The sequence below is a fragment of the Caballeronia sp. ATUFL_F2_KS9A genome, from assembly GCF_023630765.1.
GTDB lineage: Bacteria > Pseudomonadota > Gammaproteobacteria > Burkholderiales > Burkholderiaceae > Caballeronia > Caballeronia zhejiangensis.
This window is the reverse complement of record NZ_JALQEK010000031.1, coordinates 126,036-151,647: the sequence shown is the minus strand read 5'-3', so window position 1 is coordinate 151,647 and position 25,612 is coordinate 126,036. Positions and strand designations below refer to the sequence as shown.

The following is a 25,612-nucleotide window of genomic DNA, read 5'->3' as shown; positions in this document are numbered from 1 at the left end:
GCGATGTCCGCACCCATCGACCGTCATATCGCGCTTGCGTCGGCCAAGCTTCCCGGTGAGTTCCATAGCGATCCAGCCGACCGCATGATAGTCGCGACGGCGCGTTCGCTATCCGCTCCGCTGGTGACCAAGGACCGGCAGATTCGAAGGTACGAACACGTCAGGACGATCTGGTAGCAGAGAAAACAAAAAGGGCGAATGACCCAAGCCATTCGCCCTTTCCACGCTCCGTTCAACCGAAGCTCAATTCACCGCCGCCGCCGTCTTCGCGCCCTTGTTCTTCTGCGCGCGGCCGATCTCTTCCAGCTTGATCTCGACGTGCTTCGAGAACACGTACTCGGCCGGACGCTGCTTGTCGATCGGCAGATCCTTCGCGAACGCGCCCGTCGTGCGCGGGCCCGACAGCGCGATCTTCGCGGCCTTCAGCGGATGCGCCACCGTGTCCATCACGGCGGTCGCCTCGAAGCCGCAGTGGACCATGCAGTCCGCGCACTTCTCGTACTTGCCCGTGCCGTACTTGTCCCAGTCGGTGGTTTCCATCAGTTCCTTGAAGGTCTTCACGTAACCTTCGCCGACCAGATAGCACGGCTTCTGCCAGCCGAACACCGTGCGCGCCGGGTTGCCCCACGGCGTGCATTGATACGTCTGGTTGCCCGCGAGGAAATCGAGGAACAGCGTCGACTGGCTGAACGACCAGTTCTTGCCGTTGTTGCCGCGCTTGAAGATTTCGCGGAACAGGTTCTTCGTCTTTTCGCGATTCAGGAAGTGCTGCTGATCCGGCGCGCGCTCGTAGGCATAGCCCGGCGAAACCGTGATGCCGTCCACGCCGATCGGACCGAGCGTGTCGAAGAACTTCGCGACGCGTTCCGGCTCCGCATCGTTGAACAGCGTGCAGTTGATGTTCACGCGGAACCCGCGGCGCTTCGCTTCCTTGATGGCCGCGACAGCCTTGTCGTACGTGCCCGGCTGCGAAACCGAGTGATCGTGCGCCTCGCGATCGCCGTCGAGGTGCACGGACCAGACGAAGTACGGGCTCGGCTCGTAATCGTCCATCTTCTTTTCCATCAGGAGCGCGTTCGTGCAGAGATACACGAACTTCTTGCGCGCCATGATGCCCTTCACGATCTGCGGCATTTCCTTGTGCAGCAGCGGCTCGCCGCCCGCGATCGACACGACCGGCGCGCCGCATTCGTCGACGGCTTCGAGGCATTCCTGCAGCGACAGACGCTGGTTCAGGATCGGATCCGGATAGTCGATCTTGCCGCAGCCGTTACAGGCGAGATTGCAGCGGAACAGCGGTTCCAGCATCAGCGCGAGCGGGTAACGCTTGGTGCCCGTCAGGTGTTGCTTGAAGATATAGGCGCCAACGCGGGCCTTCTGGAGCATCGGGATAGACAATTGTGTCCTCTCCTTATTCTTCGCGAACCGCGGCTGCCGCAACGGCGGCGACCGGCTGAGTGAGCTTCGCGGGGAGTTTGAATTCGACCTTTTCCTCGCGGCCGTTCATCGTCGTGACTTCGACGTGTCCGAACGCGCGCAGGGCATCGATCACATGTTTGACCATTTCCTCGGGCGCCGAAGCGCCCGCGGTGATGCCGACCGCTTGCACGTCGGCAAACCATTCCGGCTTGATCTCCGAACCGTCCGCGACGAGATAGCTCGGAACGCCGCTCTCGGCGCCGATTTCCCGCAGGCGGTTCGAATTGGAACTGTTGGTGGCGCCGACCACGAGCAGCACATCGACTTGCGTGCTCAGCTCGCGCACGGCGGCCTGGCGATTCTGAGTCGCGTAGCAGATGTCGCGCGTGTCCGGGCCGACGATATCCGTGAAGCGGCGCTGCAGGGCATCGATGATGCCGCGCGTGTCGTCCACGGAAAGCGTCGTCTGCGTGACATAGGCGACGGGCGTATCGGGCGCGAGCGTCATTGTCGCGACTTCGGCTTCGCTCTGCACCAGCACGACGACGCCGGGAATCTGCCCGATCGTGCCTTCGACTTCCGGATGACCCGCATGGCCGATCAGAATGAGCGTGCGCCCCTGCGATACATACTGGCGGCCCTGCACATGAACCTTGGTGACGAGCGGGCAGGTCGCGTCGAGCACGTCGAGCCCGCGCGTCCGCGCATCTTTCTCGACGCTCTGCGCGACGCCGTGCGCGCTGAAAATCGCGACCGCGCCGTGCGGCACTTCATCGAGTTCTTCGACGAACTTTGCGCCCTTGCTGCGCAGGTTGTCGACCACATGACGGTTATGAACGATCTCGTGACGCACATAAACCGGTGCGCCATGCCGTTCGAGGGCCCGATCGACGATTTCGATCGCACGGACCACGCCCGCACAAAAGCCGCGGGGTTGAGCAAGGATGATACGCATATTCGAACGAACTCCGACTGGCGCGGGTCTCGGGTTAGCCGGCGCGAAGCTCGCACTTTCCCGAAGACCTGGCCACGAACGACGCTCGGAAGCGTCAGGAAGGCCGGGGAAAGCAGACCGGAAAAAAAGACACGGTGGGGTCGGTCTGCGCGCCGAAGTTGACCGCGTATTCTAACGCGTTCCCTTTTTGGGTGCTCAATGCCCGCTTCACTTCGCGACGCGCTTCCGCGCACGCAAATACGGCGATTTTGAGAACCCAGTAAACTGTCGGACGCTTCGGACCGCATGGCGTCGAGATCCGCGCCACGCGCCCTTGCCGCGCGGCCTCGCGGAGCGGCTCGCCGCGCTGTTTCCCTGGTGTATTTTTCGCGCAACGCCGGGTCGATCGCGCCATCGGCTGCGCCACTGTTTTCAAGCTAATCGTTTACTCATGCTATTGATCGCCTGGCTGTCTTTCTTGATCTGGATCGTGCTGCTGTTCGCCCGCGGCGGATTCTGGCGCGCGCAACCCGCGCCGGCGCTATCCGATACGACGATCCACGCTGTCGGCAACGCCGAGATCGCGCGCCGCGGCGCATGGCCCGCGCTCGTCGCCGTCGTGCCTGCGCGCAACGAAGCCGACGTCATCGGCCGCGCGGTCGGCTCGCTGCTCAAGCAGGACTATGCGGGCGCGTTCCATGTGATCGTCGTCGATGACCACAGCACCGACGGCACCGCGAACGTCGCGCTCGCCGCCGCCCGCGATCTCGGCCTCGAAGACCGTCTGACGATCCTGACCGCGCAGCCGCTGCCGCCGGGCTGGTCGGGCAAGGTGTGGGCGCAGTCGCAGGGCATCGGCGCGATCGACAAGCTCGGCCTGCCGGCGGAATTCCTGCTGCTCACGGACGCGGACATCCACCATCCGGCCGATGCCGCCACGCAACTCGTCGCGCGCACGATTCTCGAAGACCGCGATCTGGTCTCGCTGATGGTCCGTCTGCGCTGCGATTCCCTTTGGGAAAAGGCGCTGATTCCGGCGTTCGTCTTCTTCTTCGCGAAGCTTTATCCGTTCGAATGGGTCAACGACGCGAAGAAGGCGACCGCCGGCGCGGCAGGCGGCTGCATGCTGGTGCGCCGTTCGGCGCTCGTGGAGGCGGGCGGGATCGAATCGATCCGGCAGGAACTGATCGACGATTGCAGTCTCGCCGCGCGCATCAAGCATCGCGCGGGCCGCAACGACGCGCGCCCGATCCGCCTCGATCTCGCCGAGCGCAGTGCATCGCTGCGTCCGTACGATAGCTGGCGGGACATCTGGAACATGATCGCGCGCACGGCGTTCACGCAATTGCGCTATTCGCCTCTGCTGCTTGCCGGCACCGTGCTCGGTATGGCGGTGATCTATCTCGCGCCGCCGGTGCTCGCGCTGGCATACGGCGCGAGCGCGTGGCCCGCATGCGCCGCGTGGGCGCTGATGTGCATCGCCTATGGTCCGATGCTGCGCTACTACCGCAGATCGCTGTTGTGGGCGCCGCTCCTGCCGCTCGTCGCGTTGTTCTACGTCAGCGCGACGATCGGCTCGGCCGTGCGGTACTGGAGCGGGAAGGGCGGGCAATGGAAGGCGCGCGTGCAGGCGCCGACGCAGGAAGGTTCGTAAACGCGGCTTCTCACTTCTTCGTCAACATGGCATACAGCTCGATGACCATGTTCGGCGAGAACGTGAACGGCACCCAGCCGTGCCCGGCGTGGCGTAAGACCAGCAGGCGGTCGCCGTTCGCGTATTTCTGGGTCGCCATGACGGGATTCTTCGTGGCGGCGAAGCGCCATCCCGGTGCAATGCCCGCAGGCTGATCCGGCGACATCGACGCGCGCACGTTCGACAATTCCTCGATCAGTTCCGACACACCTTCCGGGCTCAGCTTCACCGTCTTGCCCGCGATCGTCATTTCGACCGCATCGCGCTCCGGGCGCGACACGACGAGCGTCGGGGGCTCGTTCAGCGCGGGCGGTTCGGCGGGCGCGTCGGCATCGACCGGTTCGCGCACATCGCGCAAAGCGGGCGGTTCGTCCGATACGGCGGGCGGAGCGGCAGGCGAGCCGGCGGATGAGCGCGCAGATGCGGCAGCGGTCTGAAGGAGCGTATCGAGGCTCGACTCCAGCGCGCCGAGCTGGTCTTGTAGATTCATGCGAGTGTGTCTGTAACGTGCGTGCTAGCAGTGAGGCCCCGATTCTACCCGCTGGACTTCTCCGATACCGCCACACCTTGTAACGAAATGCACGCAACCGTGTGTCAGACGACGCGCTCGCCGAGGTTTTCGAGTTCGGCGCGCACGCGCGTCAGCACGTCGGTCCAGTCGCCGCGCTTCGTCTGCGTGAAGAGGCGCATGTCCGGATACCACGGCGTGTCGTCGCGATCGCGCAGCCACCGCCAGCAGCCCGCGAAGCGATTCAGCAGCCAGACGCGCTTGCCCATCGCGGCGGCGAGATGCGCGACCGACGTATCGACCGCGATCACGAGATCGAGTCCGTCGATGAGCGCGGCCGTGTCCGCGAAGTCGCCGACGCGGTCCATCCAGTCGGCGATCTGGCCGGCGAACGCGGGCGGCAGTTGCTTGTCGGCGTGCTCGGCCTTTTGCAGGCTGATCCATCGCACGCCGCGATACGAGAGCAGCGGCGCGAGCGTTTCCGGCGCGATGCTGCGCCGTTTGTCGCCGCGCGAATGCGTGTGGCCGCCCGCCCAGACGAGACCGACCGCCGGCATCGAGCGCTCGCCGATTCGTTCCGCCCAGAAACGCGCGCGTTGGGGATCGGCGCGCAGATAGGGCGTCGGCGCGGGAATATTGCCGATGCGCGTGCCGAAACACATCGGCAAGGACATCAGCGGGCAATGGTGCGTCCACACGGACAGATCGACGGCGTCTCCGTCGACGAGAACGATGTTCGGCCAGCGCGCGCACAGCGATTCTTCGAAGAGCCGCCGCAGCGGCGCCGGACAGACATAGCCGACGCGCGCGAAGCGTTCCAGCGCCATCGGCAGGTAGCGGCAGAATTGCAGCGCATCGCCGAAGCCTTGTTCGTGCAGCACGAGCAGGCTCGCGCCGGCGGGAAGCGCGCCGCCGCGCCAGAGCGGAATCGGCAACTCGGGCGCGCGTGCGCCGAGCGTCTGACCGTCCGTCTGAAAGCTTGCCCAACGGTGCTCGAAATGCGGCCACGCTTCGTCGTAGCGTCCCGCCGCGAGCAGCGCATGGCCGAGATTGCTGTGCGCTTCGAGGTTGTCCGGATCGAGCGCGATGGCGGCTTTCGTATGCTCGATTGCCGTGTCGAGATCGCCCAGACGGTTGAGTACCGCGCCCAGATTGTTATGCGATGCCGCGTGATCCGGCCGATGCCCGAGCGCTCGCCGATAACTCTGCGCCGCCGCTTCCATCTGCTCGTCGAGTTGCAGCGCAAGTCCGAGGTTGAACCAAAGCAGGGCGATGTCGCCGTAATCCGGAAAGCGCTCATCGGCGATGCGCAGTCCGAGGCGCGCGCTTTGCGCCGCGGCCGGGAAATCGCGCAGGTGCATCTGCGTCACGCAAAGCGAGTTGCAAAAGCCCGGATGCGCGGAAAGTTCGATGGCGCGTGCGAGCCACGTTCGCGCGTCTTCCGGCTTGCGCAGCGCCAGCGCGATCAGGCCGCGCAGATGAAGCGCATCGGCGTTGCGCGGATTCTCGGCGATGGCTTCATCGGCCAATTCGACGGCGATGCCAAACGCGTGCTCCGCATAAGCTCGACTGGCGCGCTGGATGAGATCGTTCTGCATGAGGTTTCCTGTCGGGGCGGACAGTGTATGCAGAGGCGAACCGGCGTCTGTAAAGATCGTTGGATGCGGCGCGCGCAAAAAAAACCGGCATGCCCGAAGGCGATGCCGGTTTCTTCACCGAAGCGCGAACGAACGCGCTTCAGCCCAACTTACTTCGCGCGCACCTGTTCGAGCGCGGCATTGAACGTCTTGCTCGGACGCATCACGGCTTCGAGCTTCTTCTCGTCCGGCTTGTAGTAGCCGCCGATATCCACCGCATTGCCCTGCACGGCGGCGAGTTCATCGACGATCTTCTGCTCGTTCTCGGCCAGCGTCTTTGCGAGCGGCGCGAACTGCTCGGCGAGCGCCTTGTCTTCCGACTGCGACGCGAGTTCCTGCGCCCAGTACATCGCGAGATAGAACTGGCTGCCGCGATTGTCGAGCTGGCCGGTCTTCGGCGACGGGCTCTTGTTGTTGTCGAGCAGCTTGCCGGTGGCCGAATCGAGCGCCTTCGCGACGAGCTTCGCACGCGCGTTGTCGTTCTTGATGCCGAGCTCTTCCAGCGACACCGCCAGCGCGAGGAATTCGCCGAGCGAGTCCCAGCGCAGATGGTTTTCCTGCACGAGCTGCTGAACATGCTTCGGCGCCGAGCCGCCCGCGCCCGTTTCGTACAGGCCGCCGCCCGCCATCAGCGGAACGATGGAAAGCATCTTCGCGCTCGTGCCGAGTTCCATGATCGGGAACAGGTCGGTGAGGTAATCGCGCAGGATGTTGCCCGTGACCGAGATCGTGTCCATGCCGCGGATCACGCGTTCGAGCGTGTAACGCATCGCGCGCACTTGCGACATGATCTGGATGTCGAGACCGGTCGTGTCGTAATCCTTCAGGTACGTCTCGACCTTCTTGATGAGTTCGGCTTCGTGCGGACGATACGGGTCGAGCCAGAACACGGCCGGCGTGCCCGAGTTCTTCACGCGCGTGACGGCGAGCTTCACCCAGTCGCGGATCGGCGCGTCCTTCACGAGGCACATGCGCCAGATGTCGCCCTTCTCGACTTCCTGCGTCAGCCCTTCGAGGACTTCGCCCGTCGCGTTGTCGACGATGCGCGCGGTGCCGTCTTCCGCGATCTCGAACGTCTTGTCGTGCGAGCCGTACTCTTCCGCCTTTTGCGCCATCAGGCCGACGTTCGGCACCGTGCCCATCGTCTTCGGATCGAACGCGCCGTTGGTCTTGCAGAAGTTGATGATTTCCTGATAGATGCGCGCGAACGTGCTTTCCGGAATCAGGCACTTCGTGTCTTGCGGACGGCCGTCGGCGCCCCACATCTTGCCGCCCGCGCGGATCATCGCGGGCATGGATGCGTCGACGATCACGTCGTTCGGCGCGTGCAGGTTCGAGATGCCCTTGGCCGAATCGACCATGGCGAGCGCCGGGCGCTTCTCGTGGCACGCGTGCATGTCGCGGATGACTTCATCGCGTTGCGATTCCGGCAGTGCTTCGATCTTCGTGTACAGATCGACGAGACCGTTGTTCACGTTGATGCCGAGCTCTTCGAAGAGCTTGCCGTGCTTGGCGAACGCGTCCTTGTAGAACACCTTCACGGCGTGGCCGAAGACGATCGGGTGCGAGACCTTCATCATGGTCGCCTTGACGTGCAGCGACAGCATGACGCCCGTGTCGAACGCATCCTGCATCTGGTCTTCGTAGAACTCGACGAGCGCCTTCTTGCTCATGAACATGCTGTCGACGATCTCGCCTTCCTGCAGCTTGACCTTCGGCTTCAGCACGATGGTTTCGCCGCGCTTCGTCACGAGTTCCATGCGCACTTCGCGGGCTTTATCGTTCGTGATGGACTTTTCGCCGTGATAGAAGTCGCCGTGTTTCATGTGCGCGACGTGCGTGCGCGACGCCATGCTCCACTCGCCCATGCTGTGCGGATGCTTCTTCGCGTAGTTCTTCACGGCGAGCGGCGCGCGGCGGTCCGAGTTGCCTTCGCGCAGCACCGGGTTCACGGCCGAGCCGAGGCACTTGCCATAGCGCGCGCGGATGGCCTTTTCTTCGTCGTTCTTCGGCTCTTCGGGATAGTCGGGCAGCTTGTAGCCCTTGCTTTGCAGTTCCTTGATCGCGCTCGTCAGCTGATGCAGCGACGCGCTGATGTTCGGCAGCTTGATGATGTTGGTGTCGGCGTCCTGCGTGAGTTCGCCGAGCTTCGCGAGGTTGTCGGGGACCTTTTGCTCGTCGGTCAGGAATTCGGGGAATTCGCCGAGGATGCGGGCCGCGACGGAGATGTCGCTCGTCTCGACGTTGACGCCCGCCGGCGCGGTGAAGGCACGGATGATCGGCAGAAAGGCGCTGGTCGCGAGCAGCGGAGCTTCGTCGGTCAGGGTGTAGATGATGGTGGGTTGCTGATTACTCATCGCTTGTCTCGACATCCGAAAACAGGTTGGAAAAAACCGCCGGCCTCGTCACCCCTCCGGCAACAAACCGCTATTCTGCCTGATTTTGCAGGGCGCGCGTGTGAATTTCGGCTTGCGAAATTGGCCAAAACGGGCGTTTTTCTTGCGAATTCAATGACTTAATTTTTTTCGAGTCTTATACAAGAGTTGCTGTCTTCCGGCCGCGTCGCGATGGCCGGAACGTTTCACGGAATGATTTGGCGCTTCATCAAGCGAGATACCCGTTCTCCCGGAACCAGTCCAGCGCGTCCTTCAGACCTTGCGCGTACGGCCGCGCGGCGTAGCCCAGCTCGCGTTCCGCCTTCACCGACGTGAAGTACATCTTGTTCTTCGACATGCGCAGCGCGTCGACGGTCACGAACGGCTCCTTTCCGCTCACTTTCGCGAACAGCTCCGCGCCGATCGCGAGCGGATAAAGCGGCCCGCGCGGCAGCTTGATGGTCGGCGGCTTGCGCCCGACGAATCCGGCGATGTCCGCCAACATCTGCTGCAAGGGCAGATTCTCGCCGCCCAGGATATATCGCTCGCCGATCTTGCCGCGTTCGAGCGCGAGAAAGTGCCCGTTCGCGACATCGTCGACGTGCACGAGATTGAGGCCCGTATCGACGAACGCGGGGATCTTGCCCGTCGCCGCTTCGACGATGATGCGCCCGGTCGGTGTCGGGCGCACGTCGCGCGGGCCGATCGGCGTCGACGGATTCACGATCACCGCCGGCAGCGCGTTCTGCGCGACCATGCGCTCGACCGCGCGCTCCGCGAGCACCTTGCTGCGCTTGTATGCGCCGATGGTGCTCTGCGCATCCGACGGCTTCGTCTCGTCGACGATCGCGCCCGAGCTCGTCACCTTGAGCGTCGCGACGCTGCTGGTATGAACGATGCGCTCGACACCTTCGGCCAGCGCCGCGCGCATCGTCGCTTCGGTGCCTTCGAGATTCGCGCGTTCGATTTCGGCCGGATCCGGCGCCCAGATGCGGTAATCGGCGGCGACGTGAAACAGGAAGCGGCAGCCCTTGAGCGCGGCGCGCATGGACGCTTCGTCGCGCATGTCGCCGACGACGATCTCCGCGTCCAGCGATTCGACGTTCTTGCGCGGGCTGGTCTTGCGCACGAGCACGCGCACGTCGAAACCGCGTTCGATGGCGAGCCGCGCGACCGCGGAACCGACGAACCCCGAAGCACCCGTGACGAGCACGCGAGAGCCGGAAAAATCAGTCATTCTTACCTCGTTGAAAACGTCCGCGCGGCCTCGATTGTAACGATTGCCGCGCCGAAAAAAGGCTGCAAAGCCCGATGTGACAAGGGCTTGCGGCTCATGCTATGGTCCTCGCCTGCCGCGGCCGCGAGGACCGCGCAAAACATGGACACAACCGGTAAGCGATGCCTCAAGACACTCGAAACCTAAGCGCCTGGATTTACCTCGCAATCGCAATCACGCTCGCCGTGGTGTTCTGCATCGACGTGCTCACGCCGATCCGCATCGCGATCTGGGTGTTCTACGTGCTGCCCGTCGTGCTCTGCGTCTGGGCCGACCGCCCCGCCGTGCCGATCGTCACGGCGGGCGTCTCGACCGTGCTGACGCTCGCAGGATACGCACTCGCCGCCACCGATCCGAACACGAGCCGCGACGTGCTGCAGATCAACCGCGCAATGGGCATCGTCGTCATGCTCGCGCTCGCAGCGGTGGCGCATCTGTATATCAAATCGCGGCTCGCCGTACAACGCACGACCTGGCTGCAACAGGGCATCGTGCAACTCGCGCAGAAATTGCGCGGCGAGCAGTCTCCGGCTTCGATCGGCGTGAGCATCCTGCGTTCGATCATTCCGTACGTGAATGCAAAAGTCGGCGTCGTCTACGCGCTCGAAGGCGATGCGCTCGTGCGGGTCGCGTCGTGGGCGCTGCCGGACGATGCCAGCGCGCCAGCGAGGATACCGCGCGGCCAGGGACTCGTCGGACAGGCAGTCGAAGAGGCGCGCGTGCTCGAATTGCGCGACGCGTCCGCGCACTATCTGAAGGCCGGTTCGGCGCTGGGATCGGCGGCGGCGTCGCGCGTCGTGATCGCGCCGCTTCTCGCCGATGGCGACGTCGTGGGCGCGATCGAACTCGGCTTCGTCGGCAACGAAGGCCGTTTCGACGATACCCGCGCGCTGCTCGACATGGCCTCGGAACCGATCGGCATGGCGCTGCGTTCGTCGCGGTATCGCGCGCGTCTCGTCGAACTGCTCGAAGAAACGCAGCGCCAGAGCGAGGAATTGCAGGTCCAGCAGGAAGAGTTGCGCGTGTCGAACGAGGAACTGGAGGAGCGCGGCCGCGCGCTGCAGGATTCGCAGGCGCGTCTCGAACAGCAGCAGGCCGAGCTCGAACAGACCAACGTGCAGCTCGAAGAGCACACGCAACATCTGGAGCGGCAAAAGTCCGAGCTGATGCAGGCGCAGCAGGAACTGACCGCGAACGCGCTGGAAATGGAGCGCGCGAGCCAGTACAAGTCGGAGTTCCTCGCGAACATGTCGCACGAACTGCGCACGCCGCTCAACAGTTCGCTGATCCTCGCGAAACTCTTGCAGGACAACAAGCAAGGCAACCTGACCGAGGAACAGGTGCGCTTCGCCGCGACGATCCATTCGTCGAACAGCGATCTGCTTTCACTCATCAACGACATTCTTGATTTGTCCAAGGTCGAGGCCGGACAGATGGACGTGCAGTTCGCGCACACATCCGTCGATGCGATCCTGCAGACGTTGCAGCAATCGTTCGCGCCCATCGCGGCGAACAAGGGCGTCGAATTCGTCACCGCGCACGGCGAGAACGTGCCGCAATACTTCGTCACCGACAGCCAGCGGCTCTTGCAGGTGCTGCGCAATCTGCTGTCGAACGCATTCAAGTTCACCGAGCGCGGCCGCGTGACGGTCGCGGTCGAGCGCGCCGGCGACAACGCGCTGCGTTTCGATGTGCGCGACACGGGCATCGGCATCGCGCGCGACAAGCAAGAGATGATCTTCCAGGCGTTCCAGCAAGCCGACGGCACCACGAGCCGCAAATACGGCGGCAGCGGCCTCGGATTGTCGATTTCGCGCGAGTTTTCGCGACTGCTCGGCGGATCGGTGTCCGTGTCGAGCGAACTTGGGCAGGGCAGCGTGTTTTCGGTGACGCTGCCGATCGCGGCGCACGAAGGCACCGTCACCGCGAAGCTCGATACGATCGGTCACATGCGGGAAGCGCAGCCCATGGCCGCGCCCGCGCCCGCGCCTGCACCTGCGCCAGCGCCTGCGCCTGCGCCGGTACAGCCGATGCCGGCGCCCATGGTCAGTCCGGAGCCGCTCGGCATCGCCGACGACCGCGCCGACCGCAAGCGTCCGGATCGCGTGATTCTCGTCATCGAGGACGATCAGCCGTTCGCGCGCATCCTCTACGATCTCGCGCACGAACTCGATTTCGACTGCGTGCACGCGGCGACCGCCACGCAAGGCGTCGAGCTCGCGCGTTCGCTGCAGCCGAACGGCATTCTGCTCGATATCGGCCTTCCGGATCAGTCGGGCCTCACCGTGCTCGAATGGCTCAAGCACGATCCGCTCACGCGTCACATTCCGATTCACATCGTCTCCGCGACCGATCACGCCGATGTCGCGCTGCATCTCGGCGCGATCGGCTACACGCTGAAGCCGAGCGCGCGCGAAGAACTGGCGCACGCGATCCGCAAGCTCGAAGCGCGCTCGTCGCAGGGCATGCGCCGCGTGCTCGTCGTCGAGGACGATCCGGCGTTGCGTCAGAGCATTCACGCGCTGCTCGCGAGCGACACGGTGGGCATCGTCGAGGCAGGATCGATCGCGGAGGCCATCGAGGAGATGCAGCGCGTGCCGTTCGATTGCGTCGTGATGGATCTCGCGCTGCCCGACGGCTCCGGTTACGAACTGCTCGAACGCGTGTCGACGAGCGGCGGGCACGCGTCGCCGCCGGTCATCGTCTATACGGGACGCCTGCTGTCGCAGGAAGAAGAGCAGCGCCTGCGCCGCTATTCGAAATCGATCATCATCAAGGGAGCGAAATCGCCGGAGCGTCTGCTCGACGAAGTGACGCTGTTCCTGCATAGCGTGGAAAGCGCGCTGCCGCCGGAGCAGCAGCGCATGCTGCGCGCGGCGCGTCAGCGCGACGACGTGTTCGAAGGCCGCACGATCCTGCTCGCCGAGGACGACGTGCGCAACATCTTCGCGCTGTCGCGCGTGATCGAGCCGCTCGGCGCCACGCTCGAAATCGCGCGCAACGGGCGCGAAGCGCTCGAAGCGCTCGCGCGCCGCAGCGATATCGACCTCGTGCTGATGGACATCATGATGCCCGAAATGGACGGCCTGACCGCGATGACCGAAATCCGCAAGCGCACGGAGCACGCGCGTCTGCCGATCATCGCGCTGACGGCGAAAGCGATGCCGAGCGATCGCGAGAAATGTCTCGAGGCAGGTGCGGACGATTACATATCGAAACCCATCGACGTGGATAAGCTCGTGTCTTTATGTCGGGTTTGGTTGCGGCAGCGATGAACATGGCGAACGACGGCAGTCACGACGAAGAAGCGACGTTCGACATCGAACTGAAGCTGATTCTGGAAGCGATCTACCTGCGCTATCAGCACGACTTCCGGCATTACTCGATGAGTTCGCTGAGAAGACGCCTCGCGCAAGCCGTGAACGATCTCGGCCTGCCGACGCTCTCGCATTTGCAGGAGCGGATTCTGCGCGATCCGGCGCTGTTCGCGCGGCTGTTCCAGTACCTCACGGTGCAGGTGAGCGAGATGTTCCGCGATCCGCACTACTTTCGCGCGATTCGCGAGCAGGTCGTGCCGATTCTGCAGACGTATCCGTCGATCAAGGTCTGGGTCGCGGGATGCAGCACCGGCGAGGAGCTGTGGTCGCTCGCCGTGCTCTTCGCCGAAGAGAAGATCGCAGATCGCACCGTGTTCTACGCGACCGACATCAACGCCGAAGCGCTGCGTCAGGCCGAGAGCGGCATCTATCCGCTGGAACGCATGGCGAGCTTCAGTCAGAACTATCTGGCGGCGGGCGGCAAGCGTTCGCTGTCGGACTACTATCACGCCGCGTACGGCGCGGCGAAGTTCTCGCAGACGCTCAAGTCGCGCGTCGTGTTCGCGGATCACAGTCTCGCGACCGACAGCGTGTTTCTCGAAGCGCATCTCGTGTCGTGCCGCAATGTGCTGATCTATTTCGATCGCGCGTTGCAGGATCGCGCGCTCGGTCTGTTCAGCGATTCGCTCGTGCGGCGCGGATTTCTCGGGCTCGGCAGCAAGGAAAGCCTGCGCTTTTCCACCTATGCAGACCGCTTCGCGGATTTCAATGCGCGCGAGCGGCTTTACCAGAAGGTGTGACGATGTTCGACGCGCATCGCATCGGAGCAGTCGTGATCGGCGCATCGGCGGGCGGCGTCGAGGCGCTCAATCATCTGTTGCCCGCGCTGCCGAAGACGTTCGTGCTGCCCGTGCTGATCGTCGTGCATGTGCGGCAAGGACAGCCGAGCCTCTTGCCGGGATTGTTCGCGTCGCGCTGCGAACTGGCCGTCGAAGAGCCGTTCGACAAGGACGAGATCGCGCCCGGCACCGTGTATTTCGCGCCGCCGGGATATCACATGCTCGTCGAGGCGGAAGGCGGCGCGGCGCCGGCGATCGCGCTGTCGGTCGATCCGCCGGTGCGCTTCTCGCGGCCATCGGTGGACGTGCTGTTCGAATCGGCGGCGCATGCGTATGGCGAACGTCTGCTCGGCATCGTGCTCTCCGGCGCGAACGACGACGGCGCCCGCGGCGCGCGCGCGATCCGCGAGGCGGGCGGCGCGTGCTGGGCGCAGAACCCGGAGACGGCCTCGGCCCCGGCCATGCCGCTCGCGGCGATCGCTGAGGACGCGGTGAATGAAGTACTGACGCTCGATGAAATGGCGTTGCGGCTGTCGCAATGCATCGGCCGGCAGCCATGAAAAGAAGGCAAGGAGTCACCAGATGACGCAACCCATCCACGTGCTGATCGTCGATGACATTCGCAACAACATCACCGCGCTCGAAGCGTCGCTCGCGCGGCCGGATCTGTCGGTGCTGAAGGCCGAGTCGGGCCCCGCCGCGCTGGAGCTGCTGCTCAAGCACGAAGTCGCGCTCGCGATCCTCGACGTCAACATGCCGGGCATGGACGGCTTCGAGCTCGCCGAACTGATGCGCGGCAGCCCGCGCACCGCGCACGTGCCGATCATCTTTCTCACGGCGACGGCGCAGGACGCGAGCCGCACGTTTCGGGGCTATGAAGCGGGCGCGGTGGATTTTCTCTACAAGCCCTTCGATTCGCGCATCCTCAATTCGAAGGTCGATGTCTTCATTCAGATGGAGCGTCAGAAGCAGCAACTCGCGACGCAGCTCGCGACCGTGCAGCAACTGCTCGATGCGAACGAAATGCTGATGGCCGTGCTCGGTCACGATCTGCGCACGCCGCTTTCCGCGGTCATCGCGTCGGCGGAATATCTCGCGCGTTTCGTGCAGGACGAGAACGTGGCGAACATCGGCACGCGCATCAAGTCGAGCGGCATGCGCATGGTGCGGATGGTCGATCAGTTGCTGAACCTTGCGCGTCTGCGTGGCGGGCGCGTGACGCTGCAGCCGCGCGCCGTCGAGTTGATGACGCTCGCGAAGAATATCGTCGATGAATACGAGGCGCGCGTCGGCAAGGGGCGCATCTTCGTGCTGCGTCAGGGCGACACGCTGTTGCAGGGCGACGGCGATCTGCTGTCGCAGGTGTTCTCGAATCTCATCGGCAACGCGCTGCAGCACGGCCACGAAGGCTCGGCGATTCAAGTGCGCCTCGACGGCAACGCCGAGGACATCACCATCGCGGTGCAAAACGCCGGCGAGATTCCCGCGGACGTTCTGCCGACGATCTTCGCGCCGTATCGATCGGGCCGGCGTCAGAACGAGTCGAGCGGCCTCGGGCTCGGGCTTTACATCACGCGTGAAATCGCGCAGATGCATGGCGGCGACGTATCCGTGCGCTCGACGTCCGAAACGGGCACGGTGTTCGAAGTGAGGCTGCCGCGCGTGCCGCATCCGCGCTCGGGCGAACACGCCGACATGGCGCAGCCCTTTCGCCTGAGTTGAAGCGCGTGTCTACAATGCGCCTATGAACACTGGAAAGGAGTGAGCGCGATGCCGGGCCCGGATCTGGATACGAGAATCGAAACCTATTACGTGCGTGTGCGCGGCGTCGTGCAGGGCGTCGGTTTCAGGCATCACACGGTGCGCAAGGCGCACGCGCTGGGCGTGCGCGGCTGGGTCGCCAATCTTGATGACGGCTCCGTCGAAGCGGTCGTGCAGGGCGCGGCCAATCAGGTCGATCTGATGCTCGAATGGCTGCGACGCGGGCCGCCGCATGCCCGCGTCACCGAGTTTCACAGCGAGGAGCGCCACATCGAGAAACGCTACGAGCGCTTCGAGCAGCACTAACGCGCGACCAGCAGGCTCTCCGCGAACTGCCATTCCTCGTCGCGCCACTGATGCGTGCATTCGAAGCCCGCATCGGCGGCGATGGGCGCGACTTCATCGGCCGCATATTTGTGGCTGCTTTCCGTCCAGATCGTTTCGCCTTCGCGGAAGTCCACGCGCAGATCCGCGCCGCGCACGCGTACGGAAAGCGCGCGCTTCGCACGCAAATGCATCTCGACGCTGCGCGCATCCGGATTGAAGCGCGCGACGTGCTCGAAGGCGTCGATCGGAAAGTCGCCGCCCAGTTCGCGATTGATGCGCGCGAGCATGTTCAGGTTGAACGCGGCCGTCACGCCGATCGGATCGTCGTACGCGGCGATCAACACCGGCAGCGGCTTGATGAGATCGGTGCCGAGCAGAAGCGCGTCGCCAGGTTGCAGCATGCCGCGAATCGAGCACAGGAACTTCGTCGCCGCAAGCCGCGCGAAATTGCCGATGGTGCTGCCGAGAAACAGCACGAGCAGTCTTTCGCCGTCCTTGCGCTTGGCGCTGACTTCGGAGAGTCCGGCGAGGTAGTCGCGTTCATGTCCGACAATCGACACGCGCTCGATATCGCTCAGTTCGCGCCGGCACAACTGCAATGCGGTGCGCGAAATTTCAATCGGATGATAGGCGGTCGGCTGCTTCTTACACAGCGCTTCCAGGATGCGGCGCGTCTTGCGGCCGCTGCCGCTGCCGAGTTCCGCGACCTGAATGTCGCCGGGCATCGCCGCGACGATGTCCGTCGCGTGGTCCTTCAGCACGCGCTCTTCGGCGCGCGTCACGCCGTACTCGGGCAGCGCGGTGATCACTTCGAAGAGGGCCGAACCCACTTCGTCATACAGATACATCGACGGCAGTTCTTTCTGCGGACGCTTGCTGAGTCCTGTGTGCACAGCCTCTGCGAAGGCATTGTTGAAGCGGGGGGAAAGGGCAGCTTGAGTCATGACGTCTCCATCGATGCGGCGTTTTCTTCGCGTGCCACCGGGAAACGATGGCACGGCGCGTTGTTGCAGCGGATGCTTCGACGTGAGCGGCGGATGATCGCGCGGTGTGCCGCTCGGACTGAGGGACAGGCCGGCTGAACGCGCCGGACCGACAAGGGTCGCCGATCAACATGACCGGCAAAAGACAACCGCAAGAGACAATGTTCACGCGGCAGAGTTCATGCCGAATGCGAAGCATGAAGGAAGCAAAAAGCGGGCGCGCGCGGCAGTTTTCTTTGAAGCGCGTTCCGAAAACAAAGCGCTCGCGGCGTTTAGAATGCGCAGTTCACGTTGTGTCCGGCTTGCATTCACCTTCAACGCGCAGCGACTTTCCGATGAATCAGCATGACCTCGCGCGCGGCATCGCGCTGTCCGTCGCGGCTTCCGCGCTCTTCGCGCTCATGTCGGGCTACACGAAATGGCTCGCGCCGCTCGACGGCCTCGACATCTTCGCGTGGCGTATCGTGTGGACATTGCCGGGCGCGCTCGCGCTGGTCGCGATGAGAAAGCGCTGGCCGCAATTATGCGCGCTCGTCGCGAGGCTCGCCAAAACGCCGCGACTGCTGCTGATGTTCGCGATCACGGCCGCGCTGCTCGGCCTGCAATTGTGGATCTTTCTCTGGGCGCCGCTGCACGGGCGCGCGCTCGAAGTATCGCTCGGCTATTTCCTGCTTCCCCTCGCGATGGTGCTGCTCGGACGCTTTCACTACGGCGAGCGGCTCGATGGATTCCAGTGGGCAGGCGTCGCGGCGGCGGCCGTCGGCGTTGCGCATGAGCTCATCGCCACGCATGCGTTCGCATGGCCGACGCTCGTCGTGATGCTCGGTTATCCGCCGTACTTCATGTTGCGTCGACGGCTCAACGCGGACCCGCTCGTGTCGTTCGCGGTGGAGATCATGCTGATGTCGCCCGTCGCCGCGCTCATGCTGTTCGCGCGCGGCGCGTTCACGGAGGTCGCGGGCGCGCCGCATCTGTGGCTCGTGCTGCTTCCCGGACTCGGCGCATTGAGCACGATCGCGCTCGCGTCGTATCTGCGCGCGAGCCGTCATCTGCCGCTCGCGCTCTTTGGCATTCTCGGCTATGTGGAACCGGTGCTGCTCGTCGGCGTCGCGGTGCTGCTGCTCGGCGAGCCGTTTTCAGCGCACCAGCTCGGGACTTATGTGCCGATCTGGATCGCTGTCGTGCTGACGGGCGTGCATAGCGCGCGTCTTCTGATGCGCTCGCGCAAAAAGGCATCGCCGACGCCGATGAGCGAGCATCACGCGAGCGTCGAGCATGAAACCGTCGCGGATGAAATCGAGCGCGTGGATTGATCAGCGCGCCCCGTGCGTTTCGATGGGGGCGTCGTGCGGATCGCGCATGAGGTCGAGCCCGAACACGACGCCATCGAAACGCGTGCCGCGCTGATCCGAGAACATAGGCAAGTAAAAAGGCGAGCCCGAAGGCTCGCCTGAATCGAACGCACCGGTCTGTTGATATGCAATGCCCGATGCGCAATGCGAGGGACGCTCGCCTCCCTTACTTCTTCGCCGCGTCGACCTTCGCATCGGCGGCCGACTTGTTCGCGTCGTTTTGTGCTTCGACTTTTTCCTTGTCGGCCTTCGCTTGTGCCACGTTGGCATCCTTCGCTGCGTCCTGCTTTTTCTTGTCGGCCTTGCTTTGTGCAGCGTGCTTTTTCTTGTCGGCTTTCGCCTGTGCCTTGGCGGCATCACCGCGAGCGTCGGAAGCCTGTTCCGGCGTGGTCGCCTGCGCTACCTTCGCGGCTTCCTTGTTGGCGTCGGCTTGCGCCGATGCCTTGTCCTCGTTCGCCGATGCCTGCGCCTTCGCGGCGTCGTGCTGTGCTTCGGCCTTCTTCTTGTTGGCGCTCGCCTGCGCCTCGGCCTTTTCGTTGTTCGCCTTCAGTTGCGCTTTGCCGGCGTCGGTGGCGGCGGTTTGCGCGAATACGGTGGAGACCAGCATGGCGGATGCGAGAGCAGCGACGATCTTCTTCATGGTTTGAAACTCCCTTGATCTTTTATTCGAGGACGCGTGGCGCGCAGTGCGCCGCGCTGACGATGAAAACGCCGCGTGCTTCGATCCAGTTGACGTTCTTCTGGTGACAAACAGTAACCAGTGGCGAGCAAATGAAACGGCATGCGGTAAAAGCGGCGGGATTGCTTGGGCGCGAGCATCTGCATTACCGAACCGGCTGAAAAAGCTGTTACGTCGTAGCGAATTCGCTTCCATTTGTAACTGTGGTTTTAACGATTGGGAATCCGAACGAATCAGCCTATTTGTAATCATTGAAATGCGCGGTTACCAAGTAATGCAGTTATTTCTTAGCTGTCTGCTTAAGATGATTTCCACGAGCCCGGCTAAACGGGAAATGGAGAAGCTCATGAAACGCACAGCACTTGTCTTGTTGATGATCGGTAGTCTGACGATGGCGGGCCAAGCCTCGGCGCACGGACACGGCGGTGGCCGCGGCCACGGCGGCGATGGCGGTGCGATCGTCGGCGCGCTGATCGGCGGTGCGGTGCTCGGTGCGCTGGTCACATCGGTCGCCAATGCTCAACCGGCTTACGCGCAACCCGTCTATCAGCAACCCGCGTATGCGGAGCCCGCATACGCACAGCCTGTTTATGCGCAGCCGACGCAGCCGCCTGGCTACTGCTACGACAACTATCGCAATGCGTACGTGCCGTGCGGCTACTGATCCTCTGATCGTCTGACGCGATGAGACTCGCGGCACGTCCCTTGCGCTAATGCGGACACGGTCGTTGCACGACATACGCGACGACCGATACGCAAACTCGGGAGACTTGCAATGAACGCGACTACGAAGAAGTTGGTGATTTCCGCGCTGGTACTCGGCTTGTCGGGCGGCGTCTATGCGCAAGCGGGCGGCGGCGGTTCGATGGGCGCAGGCGGCAACGGTTCGGCCGGCGCCGGTTCGGCTGCGGGCGGCAAGGGCGGCGGCGTCGGTATGGGCGGAACGGGAATGGGCGGCTCGGCGGATGGCACGACCGGCACCGGCGCGAAGAGCGGCATGGGCAACGACGCGACCAACGGCATGAGCCAGGATCAGGGCACGGTGCAACGCAGTGCGCCGAACAACGGCAACATGAATTCGGGCGGCACGAAGTCCGACGGCAGTGGCACCAAAAAGGCCTATTGAAGCGAGGCCGGCGCGCAGTCGGGTGCGATCGCCGCGACGTCCTCGGGACGTGTTGCGGCATCCGCCCGGCGGCGGCGCGCGAGATTAAAGCTTATTGAGGGCTCGCCGACGCCGCATCGACGGATGCGGCCGGTTCGAACGCCTTTGCGCGCACGCTGACCTTCTCGGCGTAGGCGCGCGAACCGCCGTAGCTTTTCAGCGCGGCATCGACATCGCCCTGAGCGGACTTCACATAGCCGTGCAGGATGGCAGAGCCCGTCTCGATGTTGTCTTCCGGATCCGTCAGATCGACGTTGCGCACCAGTTTCTTGTGCGCCGACGGCACCACTTGCATGAGGCCCGTTGCATTGTTCGGCCCTCGGGCGGTTTCCTTGAAGCGCGATTCGATCGAGATGATGGCGAGCAAAAGCGCCGGAGGCAGCGAATATTTCGACGCGGACGACATGACCGCCGTAGCGATGGTTTCCGCCTTTTGGCGCGCCACGCCGAATTTGCGCGTGAGCATTTCCGAAATCTTGTGACTTGCCTGCTCGGCCTTTGGGTCTTGCGCGACGGCGGACTGCGCGACCGGACTGCTGGCGGCGAGCGGATTGTCCTGTGCGTGGGCGGCAGGCGCGCCGTTCAGCGAGAGGGCAAGGGCGGCAAAGATGACAAGTACACGACGCATCGGATGGACAGATCAAAGCGGAATCGCATTATAGCCACATAAAAAAGCCTTGTGGATCATGTACTTGTCTTAAATCTGATGTTTTGTTTCGCGGATCGGAAGGAATTACGTGCGTTCGGCACGCTTGGAAGCCGGCGCCGATATGCCCTCGCCCGCATCGTCCGAGAGACGCGCGAACATCGGGAGCGAGGCCAGGACGACCAGCGCCGTCACGATGAAACCGCACGCCAGTTGCCAGCGCTCGGTATGCGCGCTGCCGGAAACGAGCATCGTCGCCTGAATCGTGCCGGCGGCGACCGTCACGCCGACCGCCTTCATCAACTGTTGCGCGGTGCCCTGGAACGAGGTCGCGGCGGCGAGGCGCGGCTTGGGCACATCGGCGAAGGCGAGCGCGCCCATCGTCGCGAAACTCAGCGACCGGCCGAGTCCGCCGAGCAGCAGGAGCAGGAAGATCGCGGCGGCGGGCCAGGCCTGCGACATCGTCGAGCAGACGAGCAGCACGGCCGCGAACACGACGCTGCCCGCGCATAAAACCGTCCGCACGGAGAAGCGCCGCAGCGCGAGCGCCGTCATCGGGCGCATGCAGAACGAGCCGAGCGCGCTCGCGAACGTGACGAGGCCGCTCGCCGTCGCGCTGTAGCCGAAGCCCGTCTGTAGCGTCAGCGGCACGAGAAAGGGCAGCGCGCCCGCGCCGGCGCGAAACAGGCTGCCCGCGACCGTCGCGGCGTGGAACGTGGGGATCGAAAGCAACGAAAAGTCGATGGCCGGATTCGGCACGCGCCGGCAATGCAGCACGGTCGCGCGAAAGAGCAGCAGGCCGACGGCGACGCAAATCCACGGCACGCCGGCCGGCAGCACGCCGCGCCCCGCGCTCTCGATGCCGATCATGAACAGACTCAGCGACGCGCCCGACATCAGCATGCCGCGCAGATCGGGCGGCGTGCGTTCTTCGGGCGGCGAAGGCGGCAATAACTTCCAGGTGAGAAAGAGACCGGCGACGCCGACCGGCACGTTGACCCAGAAGATGCTGCGCCACGAGAGCGCGTCGGTGAGAAAGCCGCCGAGCGGCGGGCCGAGCAACGGACCGACGAGCGCGGGCATCGTGAGCCATGTCGTCGCTTGCAGCAGTTCCTCGCGTTTGACGCCGCGAAACAGGATCAGACGGCCGACAGGCACCATCATCGCGCCGCCGAGGCCTTGCACAACGCGCGCGGCGAGCAGTTGCGGCAGGTTCATCGCCGCGGCGCACGCAACGGACGCGAGCGTGAACGTCGCGATCGCCCACATGAACACGCGGCGCGCGCCGAAACGGTCGGCGACCCAGCCGCTCGCGGGAATGAAGACGGTCAGCGCAACGAGATAGGCGGTGATCGCGCTGGACAGATGAACGGCGTCGACGTTCAGATCGCGGGCCATCGCCGGGATGGCGGTCGCGACGATCGTGCCGTCCATGTTTTGCATGAAGAGCGCCGAAGCGACGACGGCGGCGGTGATGCGGAAGTTGCCGCCTTTCACGATGCGGCGCTCGTATGCGCGCTGAAGGCTTGTTGCAAGGCGCTTTCGAATGGGAATGGACGCATGGCGCACAGTCTAGCGCGATACGCGAACGTGCGTTCTTCGATGCAGCGACGCCTAACTCAGCGCGACGCTCGCAACGATTTCCATGAAATGCGGCAGCGCGGGCGTAACGCGCCGCGCGTCCTTCGCTTCATCGTCCCATCGGCGCAGCGCGATGGCATCGCGCGCGTAGGGCTTCGCGAGAAAGGCCTGCGCGGTTTCATCGTCGAATATGCCGCCTTGCAATTGGAGGCTGCGCAACGAATCCGCCGACAGCCGCGCGTGATACGACGCATCGATCGCACAAAGGCAGCGTTTTGCATCGACGTGCAGGCGAATCGGTTCGAGCACGGCGTCGGAAAACAGCGGACGCAGAAACGGCAGCGCGAAGTACTGATGCAGATCGTCGATGCCGCGTTCGCTCGGTGTCTCGCCTTGCAGATTCAGCAGGTGCCCGAGATCGTGCAGCAAGGCCGCGACGATCAGCTCGCGGCTCGCGCCCGCCTGCTCGGCGAGCGTCGCGCTTTGCAACGCGTGCTGCAATTGCGTGACCGGCTCGCCGCTATAGGCGATTGAACCGTGTTCATCGAAGAGATGACGGATGTCGTCGAGTGAAAGCGCCATCGTAAGGAAAGGGTCGGGCGGGTATGCTTGGAGCGAAATGACGCGCGATTCTCGCAAGGCTTTATGACGCGATGATGGCGCACGCAAAGCGTGCGTTGAACCTCATGCCTTTCTCTTTCCGCCGACGCCCCGAACTCGCAGGCCTCGATCGCGCTTCACGACGCGATGTGCGCCGCATCGCGTGGCATTTCGCGCAGCGTCATTGGACGCTGCATGCGCCGGCGTTCGTGTGGATCGTGTTCGTGCTGCTGCATACGCGTTATCACCTCGTACCGGAGCGGCGCGACTATCTGCTCATCACGCTTCTTATCTTCGTGGCGGGCGTGGTGAACATACGGCTGCATATCGCGCGCTATCTGAAGCCCGCGCGCGCCATCTTCGATTCGTTAGGCGCCATGGCCGCACGCGCGATCACCGGCCGCTAGCCGTTCGTGTTGCAATGCCGCATCGCGCGAAAAGACCCTGTTTTTCGCGTGTTAGGATGCTCGACGACCCGCATCCACCGAACGCAAGATGGCAACGTTATACGAAACGCTCGGCGTGGACGAGCACGCCACCGAAGAAGAAATCAAACGCGCGTATCGCAAGGCCGCGATGCGTTGCCACCCGGATCGCAACGTGGGCAACGAAGACGTCGCCCGCGCGAAGTTCCTCGAGATCAAGGAAGCCTACGCGATTCTCTCCGACCCCGCGCAACGCGAGGTCTACGACCGCATCTACAAGGAAGAGATGCGCCGCTGGGAAGAGCGCGTGCGGCAGGAAGAAGCCGAACGCGAAGCGCGCGAAACGAAGGAGCGTGAAGCCCGCGAGGCGCTCTATGCGCAGCGCGTATCGCTCGCGATGCGCTTTGCATCGCAAGGCCATAATCGTGACGTCGTGTTCGGCGTGCTGCTCGGCGCGCAATGCGACGAGTCGACCGCGCGTCAGATCGCGGACAGCGCGATCGCGCTGCATGAATCGCGTCAGGAGAGGGAAGAATCAAAAGAGAAAGAGCGCGAAGAAGAACCGGTCGCGGCGAAGAAAGAAGAGAAGGAACCGGCGGCTGCCGACGCGTCGAATCCGCTCGGCGCGATGTGGTTCCAGTTCCTCAACAACCTGCGTTTCTGAACCGCCTCAGGCCGCGAGTCTTTCGCCGCGCATGTTGCTTTGCTTCGGTGCGGGCGGATACACGCACCAGTGCCCGTCATCGTGGCGGAAGAAGAACAGCGCTCGCGACACCGCGCCGTGCAACGCCTCGACGCATACATAGCGCCGCCTGTCGGCACGCGTGCGACTGAACTGCCTCACATGCACCGGCATGCTGCCCGGCGCGAGCCATTTTTCTACCTGATAACGAAGGGACTGCTCGTTCGCGCATTTCATTTCAGTCTCCAGCACGCGGCTTTCATGTTAGGGATAACGGCCGAACACGCCGATGATTGAAGCCCTATCAGTGAAACCCCTGCCGCGACGCATCACATTCTTGACAAAGCACTTGAACTCTACGCTTCAAATCCTGAGCCGTGCCCGTTTTGGCGAAATAGCAACAGCGAGCTTGAACGCGTCTTTCGCCGTGCTCGTTGATGAAAGATGCGTAGCGCTGTTGAACTCATCGTCTTGCAACGCGATGCGAGGGTATGTGCGCGATCGGTCATATGAAATGGCCGATTCGTACGTTACCCGTCACTGGTTTCAAAGCGAACGTCGTGCCTGAGTCGTGCGAATCAGAGCGGGCGCGCGAAGCTGAGTTCGTGGCCGTCCGGATCGGTGAGATGGAAATAGCGCTCGTTCCAGGGCGCATCGCGTGGCGCGAATTGCGGCTCGAGGCCGTGTGCCACTGCTTTCCGATAGAACGCGTCCACATCGGACACATGGATGATGACGCGGCCCCAGAAACGAATCGGGTCGTGCGTCTCGCTGGTCAGATTGAGAAACGAACTGCCGAGCGCGAACGAAGTAAAGGCCTCGTTCGCGCCGCCGTGGACGATGCGAAAACCGAGCGCCTCATAGAAGCGCACGGCGCGCGGCATGTCGTTCGTCGCGAGCGTGATCGCGCTCAGGCTTTCGACGCGTGCCTCGTCGCTTGATTCTTCCATGCTGTCGTTCGTCATCCCGGATGATGCTGATGCGACACGAGCGGCAGCACCGAAAGATCCGGATGCGTGCCATCGACGATGCTCTTGCCGATATGCCGCGCATCGTCCACGGCGTCCTGCGCGCGCGTGTAGGCGTCGTCGCCGTCGGCATGGAAGTGCACCGCTTCGCCCGGCGTGTTCGCGTTCGCGCCGGGCCTGCACACATATCCGACATACACGTAGCGCTCCATCGTGCTCGGCGGCGCATGTTCGGGCGTGGGCTTCAGTTGCGGCTGCACGTGGATCTCGAAACCTTCGTAGTCGAAAACGTGCCATTGAGCGGGATCGTCAGGCATGACCGCCTCCTTGGTGTAGCGTTCGCTCGCGATTCAACGTTACTCCTGTTGGCGCGATGAAGCCACCGCGAAGCGCATTCGCGTCAGAAGAAATGCGTATGTGTGGCGCGGGAAATTGACAGCGTCTT

At 63.7% G+C, this 25,612-nt stretch carries 26 protein-coding genes and 1 pseudogene; 12 read left to right on the top strand and 15 right to left on the bottom strand.

The features are described 5' to 3' along the window. Positions 1-18 precede the first annotated feature (18 nt). Positions 19-177: pseudogene (locus NCS67_RS19555) on the top strand (PIN domain-containing protein); the annotation flags it as partial. 66 nt (positions 178-243) lie between these two features. On the opposite strand, the gene hpnH reads toward NCS67_RS19555, so the two are convergent. The 3 genes from hpnH to NCS67_RS19540 all read right to left on the bottom strand — a co-directional run bounded on the left by hpnH (position 244) and on the right by NCS67_RS19540 (position 2,789). Next, positions 244-1,398 carry an adenosyl-hopene transferase HpnH gene (gene hpnH, locus NCS67_RS19550; protein WP_008354282.1) on the bottom strand — a complete coding sequence of 385 codons (1,155 nt, stop codon included), beginning with the start codon at positions 1,396-1,398 and terminating at the stop codon, positions 244-246. A gap of 13 nt (positions 1,399-1,411) precedes the next feature. Then, a complete protein-coding gene (ispH, locus tag NCS67_RS19545; RefSeq protein ID WP_250436188.1) occupies positions 1,412-2,374 on the bottom strand; it encodes a 4-hydroxy-3-methylbut-2-enyl diphosphate reductase in 963 nt (320 codons plus the stop codon). A gap of 94 nt (positions 2,375-2,468) precedes the next feature. Then, positions 2,469-2,789, bottom strand: a complete 321-nt coding sequence (locus NCS67_RS19540) for a hypothetical protein (protein ID WP_152563215.1) — start codon at positions 2,787-2,789, stop codon at positions 2,469-2,471. A 15-nt stretch (positions 2,790-2,804) separates the two neighbouring features. On the opposite strand from NCS67_RS19540, the gene NCS67_RS19535 reads away from it, so the two are divergent. After that, positions 2,805-4,007 (top strand): glycosyltransferase, encoded by a 1,203-nt coding sequence (locus tag NCS67_RS19535; RefSeq protein WP_250436187.1) that lies wholly within the window; start codon positions 2,805-2,807, stop codon positions 4,005-4,007. A 10-nt stretch (positions 4,008-4,017) separates the two neighbouring features. On the opposite strand, the gene NCS67_RS19530 is transcribed toward NCS67_RS19535, so the two are convergent. From NCS67_RS19530 to hpnA, 4 genes are all read right to left on the bottom strand, one after another. After that, positions 4,018-4,536 carry a hypothetical protein gene (locus tag NCS67_RS19530; protein ID WP_008354286.1) on the bottom strand — a complete coding sequence of 173 codons (519 nt, stop codon included), beginning with the start codon at positions 4,534-4,536 and terminating at the stop codon, positions 4,018-4,020. Positions 4,537-4,640: 104 nt separating this feature from the next. Continuing rightward, on the bottom strand, positions 4,641-6,152 hold the full coding sequence (locus NCS67_RS19525) for a tetratricopeptide repeat-containing glycosyltransferase family protein (RefSeq protein ID WP_250436186.1): 1,512 nt from the start codon (positions 6,150-6,152) through the stop codon (positions 4,641-4,643). A 149-nt stretch (positions 6,153-6,301) separates the two neighbouring features. After that, positions 6,302-8,548 (bottom strand): NADP-dependent isocitrate dehydrogenase, encoded by a 2,247-nt coding sequence (locus NCS67_RS19520; protein WP_008354288.1) that lies wholly within the window; start codon positions 8,546-8,548, stop codon positions 6,302-6,304. 247 nt (positions 8,549-8,795) lie between these two features. After that, positions 8,796-9,803 (bottom strand): hopanoid-associated sugar epimerase, encoded by a 1,008-nt coding sequence (hpnA, locus tag NCS67_RS19515; RefSeq protein WP_250436185.1) that lies wholly within the window; start codon positions 9,801-9,803, stop codon positions 8,796-8,798. 161 nt (positions 9,804-9,964) lie between these two features. On the opposite strand from hpnA, the gene NCS67_RS19510 reads away from it, so the two are divergent. The 5 genes from NCS67_RS19510 to NCS67_RS19490 are packed head-to-tail and all read left to right on the top strand — an operon-like array spanning position 9,965 to position 16,065. Continuing rightward, positions 9,965-13,117, top strand: coding sequence for a response regulator (locus tag NCS67_RS19510; RefSeq protein ID WP_250436184.1), 3,153 nt, complete (start codon positions 9,965-9,967; stop codon positions 13,115-13,117). Further along, positions 13,114-13,959 carry a CheR family methyltransferase gene (locus tag NCS67_RS19505; protein WP_008354292.1) on the top strand — a complete coding sequence of 282 codons (846 nt, stop codon included), beginning with the start codon at positions 13,114-13,116 and terminating at the stop codon, positions 13,957-13,959. The genes NCS67_RS19510 and NCS67_RS19505 overlap by 4 nt, the downstream gene beginning before the upstream one ends. A gap of 2 nt (positions 13,960-13,961) precedes the next feature. After that, positions 13,962-14,558, top strand: a complete 597-nt coding sequence (locus NCS67_RS19500; RefSeq protein WP_008354293.1) for a chemotaxis protein CheB — start codon at positions 13,962-13,964, stop codon at positions 14,556-14,558. A gap of 22 nt (positions 14,559-14,580) precedes the next feature. Beyond that, positions 14,581-15,720, top strand: coding sequence for a hybrid sensor histidine kinase/response regulator (locus tag NCS67_RS19495; protein WP_175982330.1), 1,140 nt, complete (start codon positions 14,581-14,583; stop codon positions 15,718-15,720). Between the two features lie 48 nt (positions 15,721-15,768). Then, positions 15,769-16,065 (top strand): acylphosphatase, encoded by a 297-nt coding sequence (locus NCS67_RS19490; protein ID WP_008354295.1) that lies wholly within the window; start codon positions 15,769-15,771, stop codon positions 16,063-16,065. On the opposite strand, the gene egtD is transcribed toward NCS67_RS19490, so the two are convergent. After that, the gene (gene egtD / locus NCS67_RS19485) at positions 16,062-17,030 is read right to left on the bottom strand and encodes an L-histidine N(alpha)-methyltransferase (RefSeq protein ID WP_033535963.1); all 969 of its coding nucleotides are present in this window, start codon (positions 17,028-17,030) and stop codon (positions 16,062-16,064) included. The genes NCS67_RS19490 and egtD overlap by 4 nt on opposite strands. 374 nt (positions 17,031-17,404) lie before the next feature. Here egtD and rarD point away from each other — a divergent pair, with 374 nt between their 5' ends. Next, positions 17,405-18,382: an EamA family transporter RarD gene (gene rarD, locus NCS67_RS19480; RefSeq protein WP_250436182.1), complete on the top strand. Its 978-nt coding sequence runs from the start codon at positions 17,405-17,407 to the stop codon at positions 18,380-18,382. A 205-nt stretch (positions 18,383-18,587) separates the two neighbouring features. Here the strand turns inward: rarD and NCS67_RS19475 are convergent, their stop codons facing one another. Next, on the bottom strand, positions 18,588-19,295 hold the full coding sequence (locus NCS67_RS19475) for a hypothetical protein (RefSeq protein ID WP_239295346.1): 708 nt from the start codon (positions 19,293-19,295) through the stop codon (positions 18,588-18,590). A 151-nt stretch (positions 19,296-19,446) separates the two neighbouring features. Here NCS67_RS19475 and NCS67_RS19470 point away from each other — a divergent pair, with 151 nt between their 5' ends. Continuing rightward, the gene (locus NCS67_RS19470) at positions 19,447-19,764 is read left to right on the top strand and encodes a hypothetical protein (RefSeq protein WP_250436180.1); all 318 of its coding nucleotides are present in this window, start codon (positions 19,447-19,449) and stop codon (positions 19,762-19,764) included. 111 nt (positions 19,765-19,875) lie between these two features. Further along, positions 19,876-20,226, top strand: a complete 351-nt coding sequence (locus NCS67_RS19465) for a hypothetical protein (protein WP_008354301.1) — start codon at positions 19,876-19,878, stop codon at positions 20,224-20,226. A 91-nt stretch (positions 20,227-20,317) separates the two neighbouring features. Here NCS67_RS19465 and NCS67_RS19460 read toward each other — a convergent pair whose 3' ends face one another. From NCS67_RS19460 to NCS67_RS19450, 3 genes are all read right to left on the bottom strand, one after another. Further along, complete coding sequence (locus NCS67_RS19460; RefSeq protein ID WP_350029138.1) at positions 20,318-20,893, bottom strand: lytic transglycosylase domain-containing protein; 576 nt, start codon at positions 20,891-20,893, stop codon at positions 20,318-20,320. A 105-nt stretch (positions 20,894-20,998) separates the two neighbouring features. Next, complete coding sequence (locus NCS67_RS19455) at positions 20,999-22,408, bottom strand: DHA2 family efflux MFS transporter permease subunit (protein WP_250436179.1); 1,410 nt, start codon at positions 22,406-22,408, stop codon at positions 20,999-21,001. A 117-nt stretch (positions 22,409-22,525) separates the two neighbouring features. Beyond that, positions 22,526-23,074 (bottom strand): phosphonate degradation HD-domain oxygenase, encoded by a 549-nt coding sequence (locus tag NCS67_RS19450; RefSeq protein ID WP_250436178.1) that lies wholly within the window; start codon positions 23,072-23,074, stop codon positions 22,526-22,528. Between the two features lie 104 nt (positions 23,075-23,178). Here NCS67_RS19450 and NCS67_RS19445 point away from each other — a divergent pair, with 104 nt between their 5' ends. Together NCS67_RS19445 and NCS67_RS19440 are read left to right on the top strand one after the other, a co-directional pair. Beyond that, positions 23,179-23,499, top strand: coding sequence for a hypothetical protein (locus NCS67_RS19445; protein WP_239295348.1), 321 nt, complete (start codon positions 23,179-23,181; stop codon positions 23,497-23,499). An 88-nt stretch (positions 23,500-23,587) separates the two neighbouring features. After that, on the top strand, positions 23,588-24,181 hold the full coding sequence (locus NCS67_RS19440) for a DnaJ domain-containing protein (protein WP_250436177.1): 594 nt from the start codon (positions 23,588-23,590) through the stop codon (positions 24,179-24,181). Between the two features lie 6 nt (positions 24,182-24,187). Here NCS67_RS19440 and NCS67_RS19435 read toward each other — a convergent pair whose 3' ends face one another. The 3 genes from NCS67_RS19435 to NCS67_RS19425 all read right to left on the bottom strand — a co-directional run bounded on the left by NCS67_RS19435 (position 24,188) and on the right by NCS67_RS19425 (position 25,484). After that, the gene (locus NCS67_RS19435) at positions 24,188-24,436 is read right to left on the bottom strand and encodes a hypothetical protein (protein WP_008354307.1); all 249 of its coding nucleotides are present in this window, start codon (positions 24,434-24,436) and stop codon (positions 24,188-24,190) included. 341 nt (positions 24,437-24,777) lie between these two features. Beyond that, a complete protein-coding gene (locus NCS67_RS19430; protein ID WP_250436176.1) occupies positions 24,778-25,149 on the bottom strand; it encodes a VOC family protein in 372 nt (123 codons plus the stop codon). Between the two features lie 11 nt (positions 25,150-25,160). Further along, positions 25,161-25,484 (bottom strand): hypothetical protein, encoded by a 324-nt coding sequence (locus NCS67_RS19425; protein ID WP_175982322.1) that lies wholly within the window; start codon positions 25,482-25,484, stop codon positions 25,161-25,163. Between the last annotated feature and the right edge of the window lie 128 nt (positions 25,485-25,612).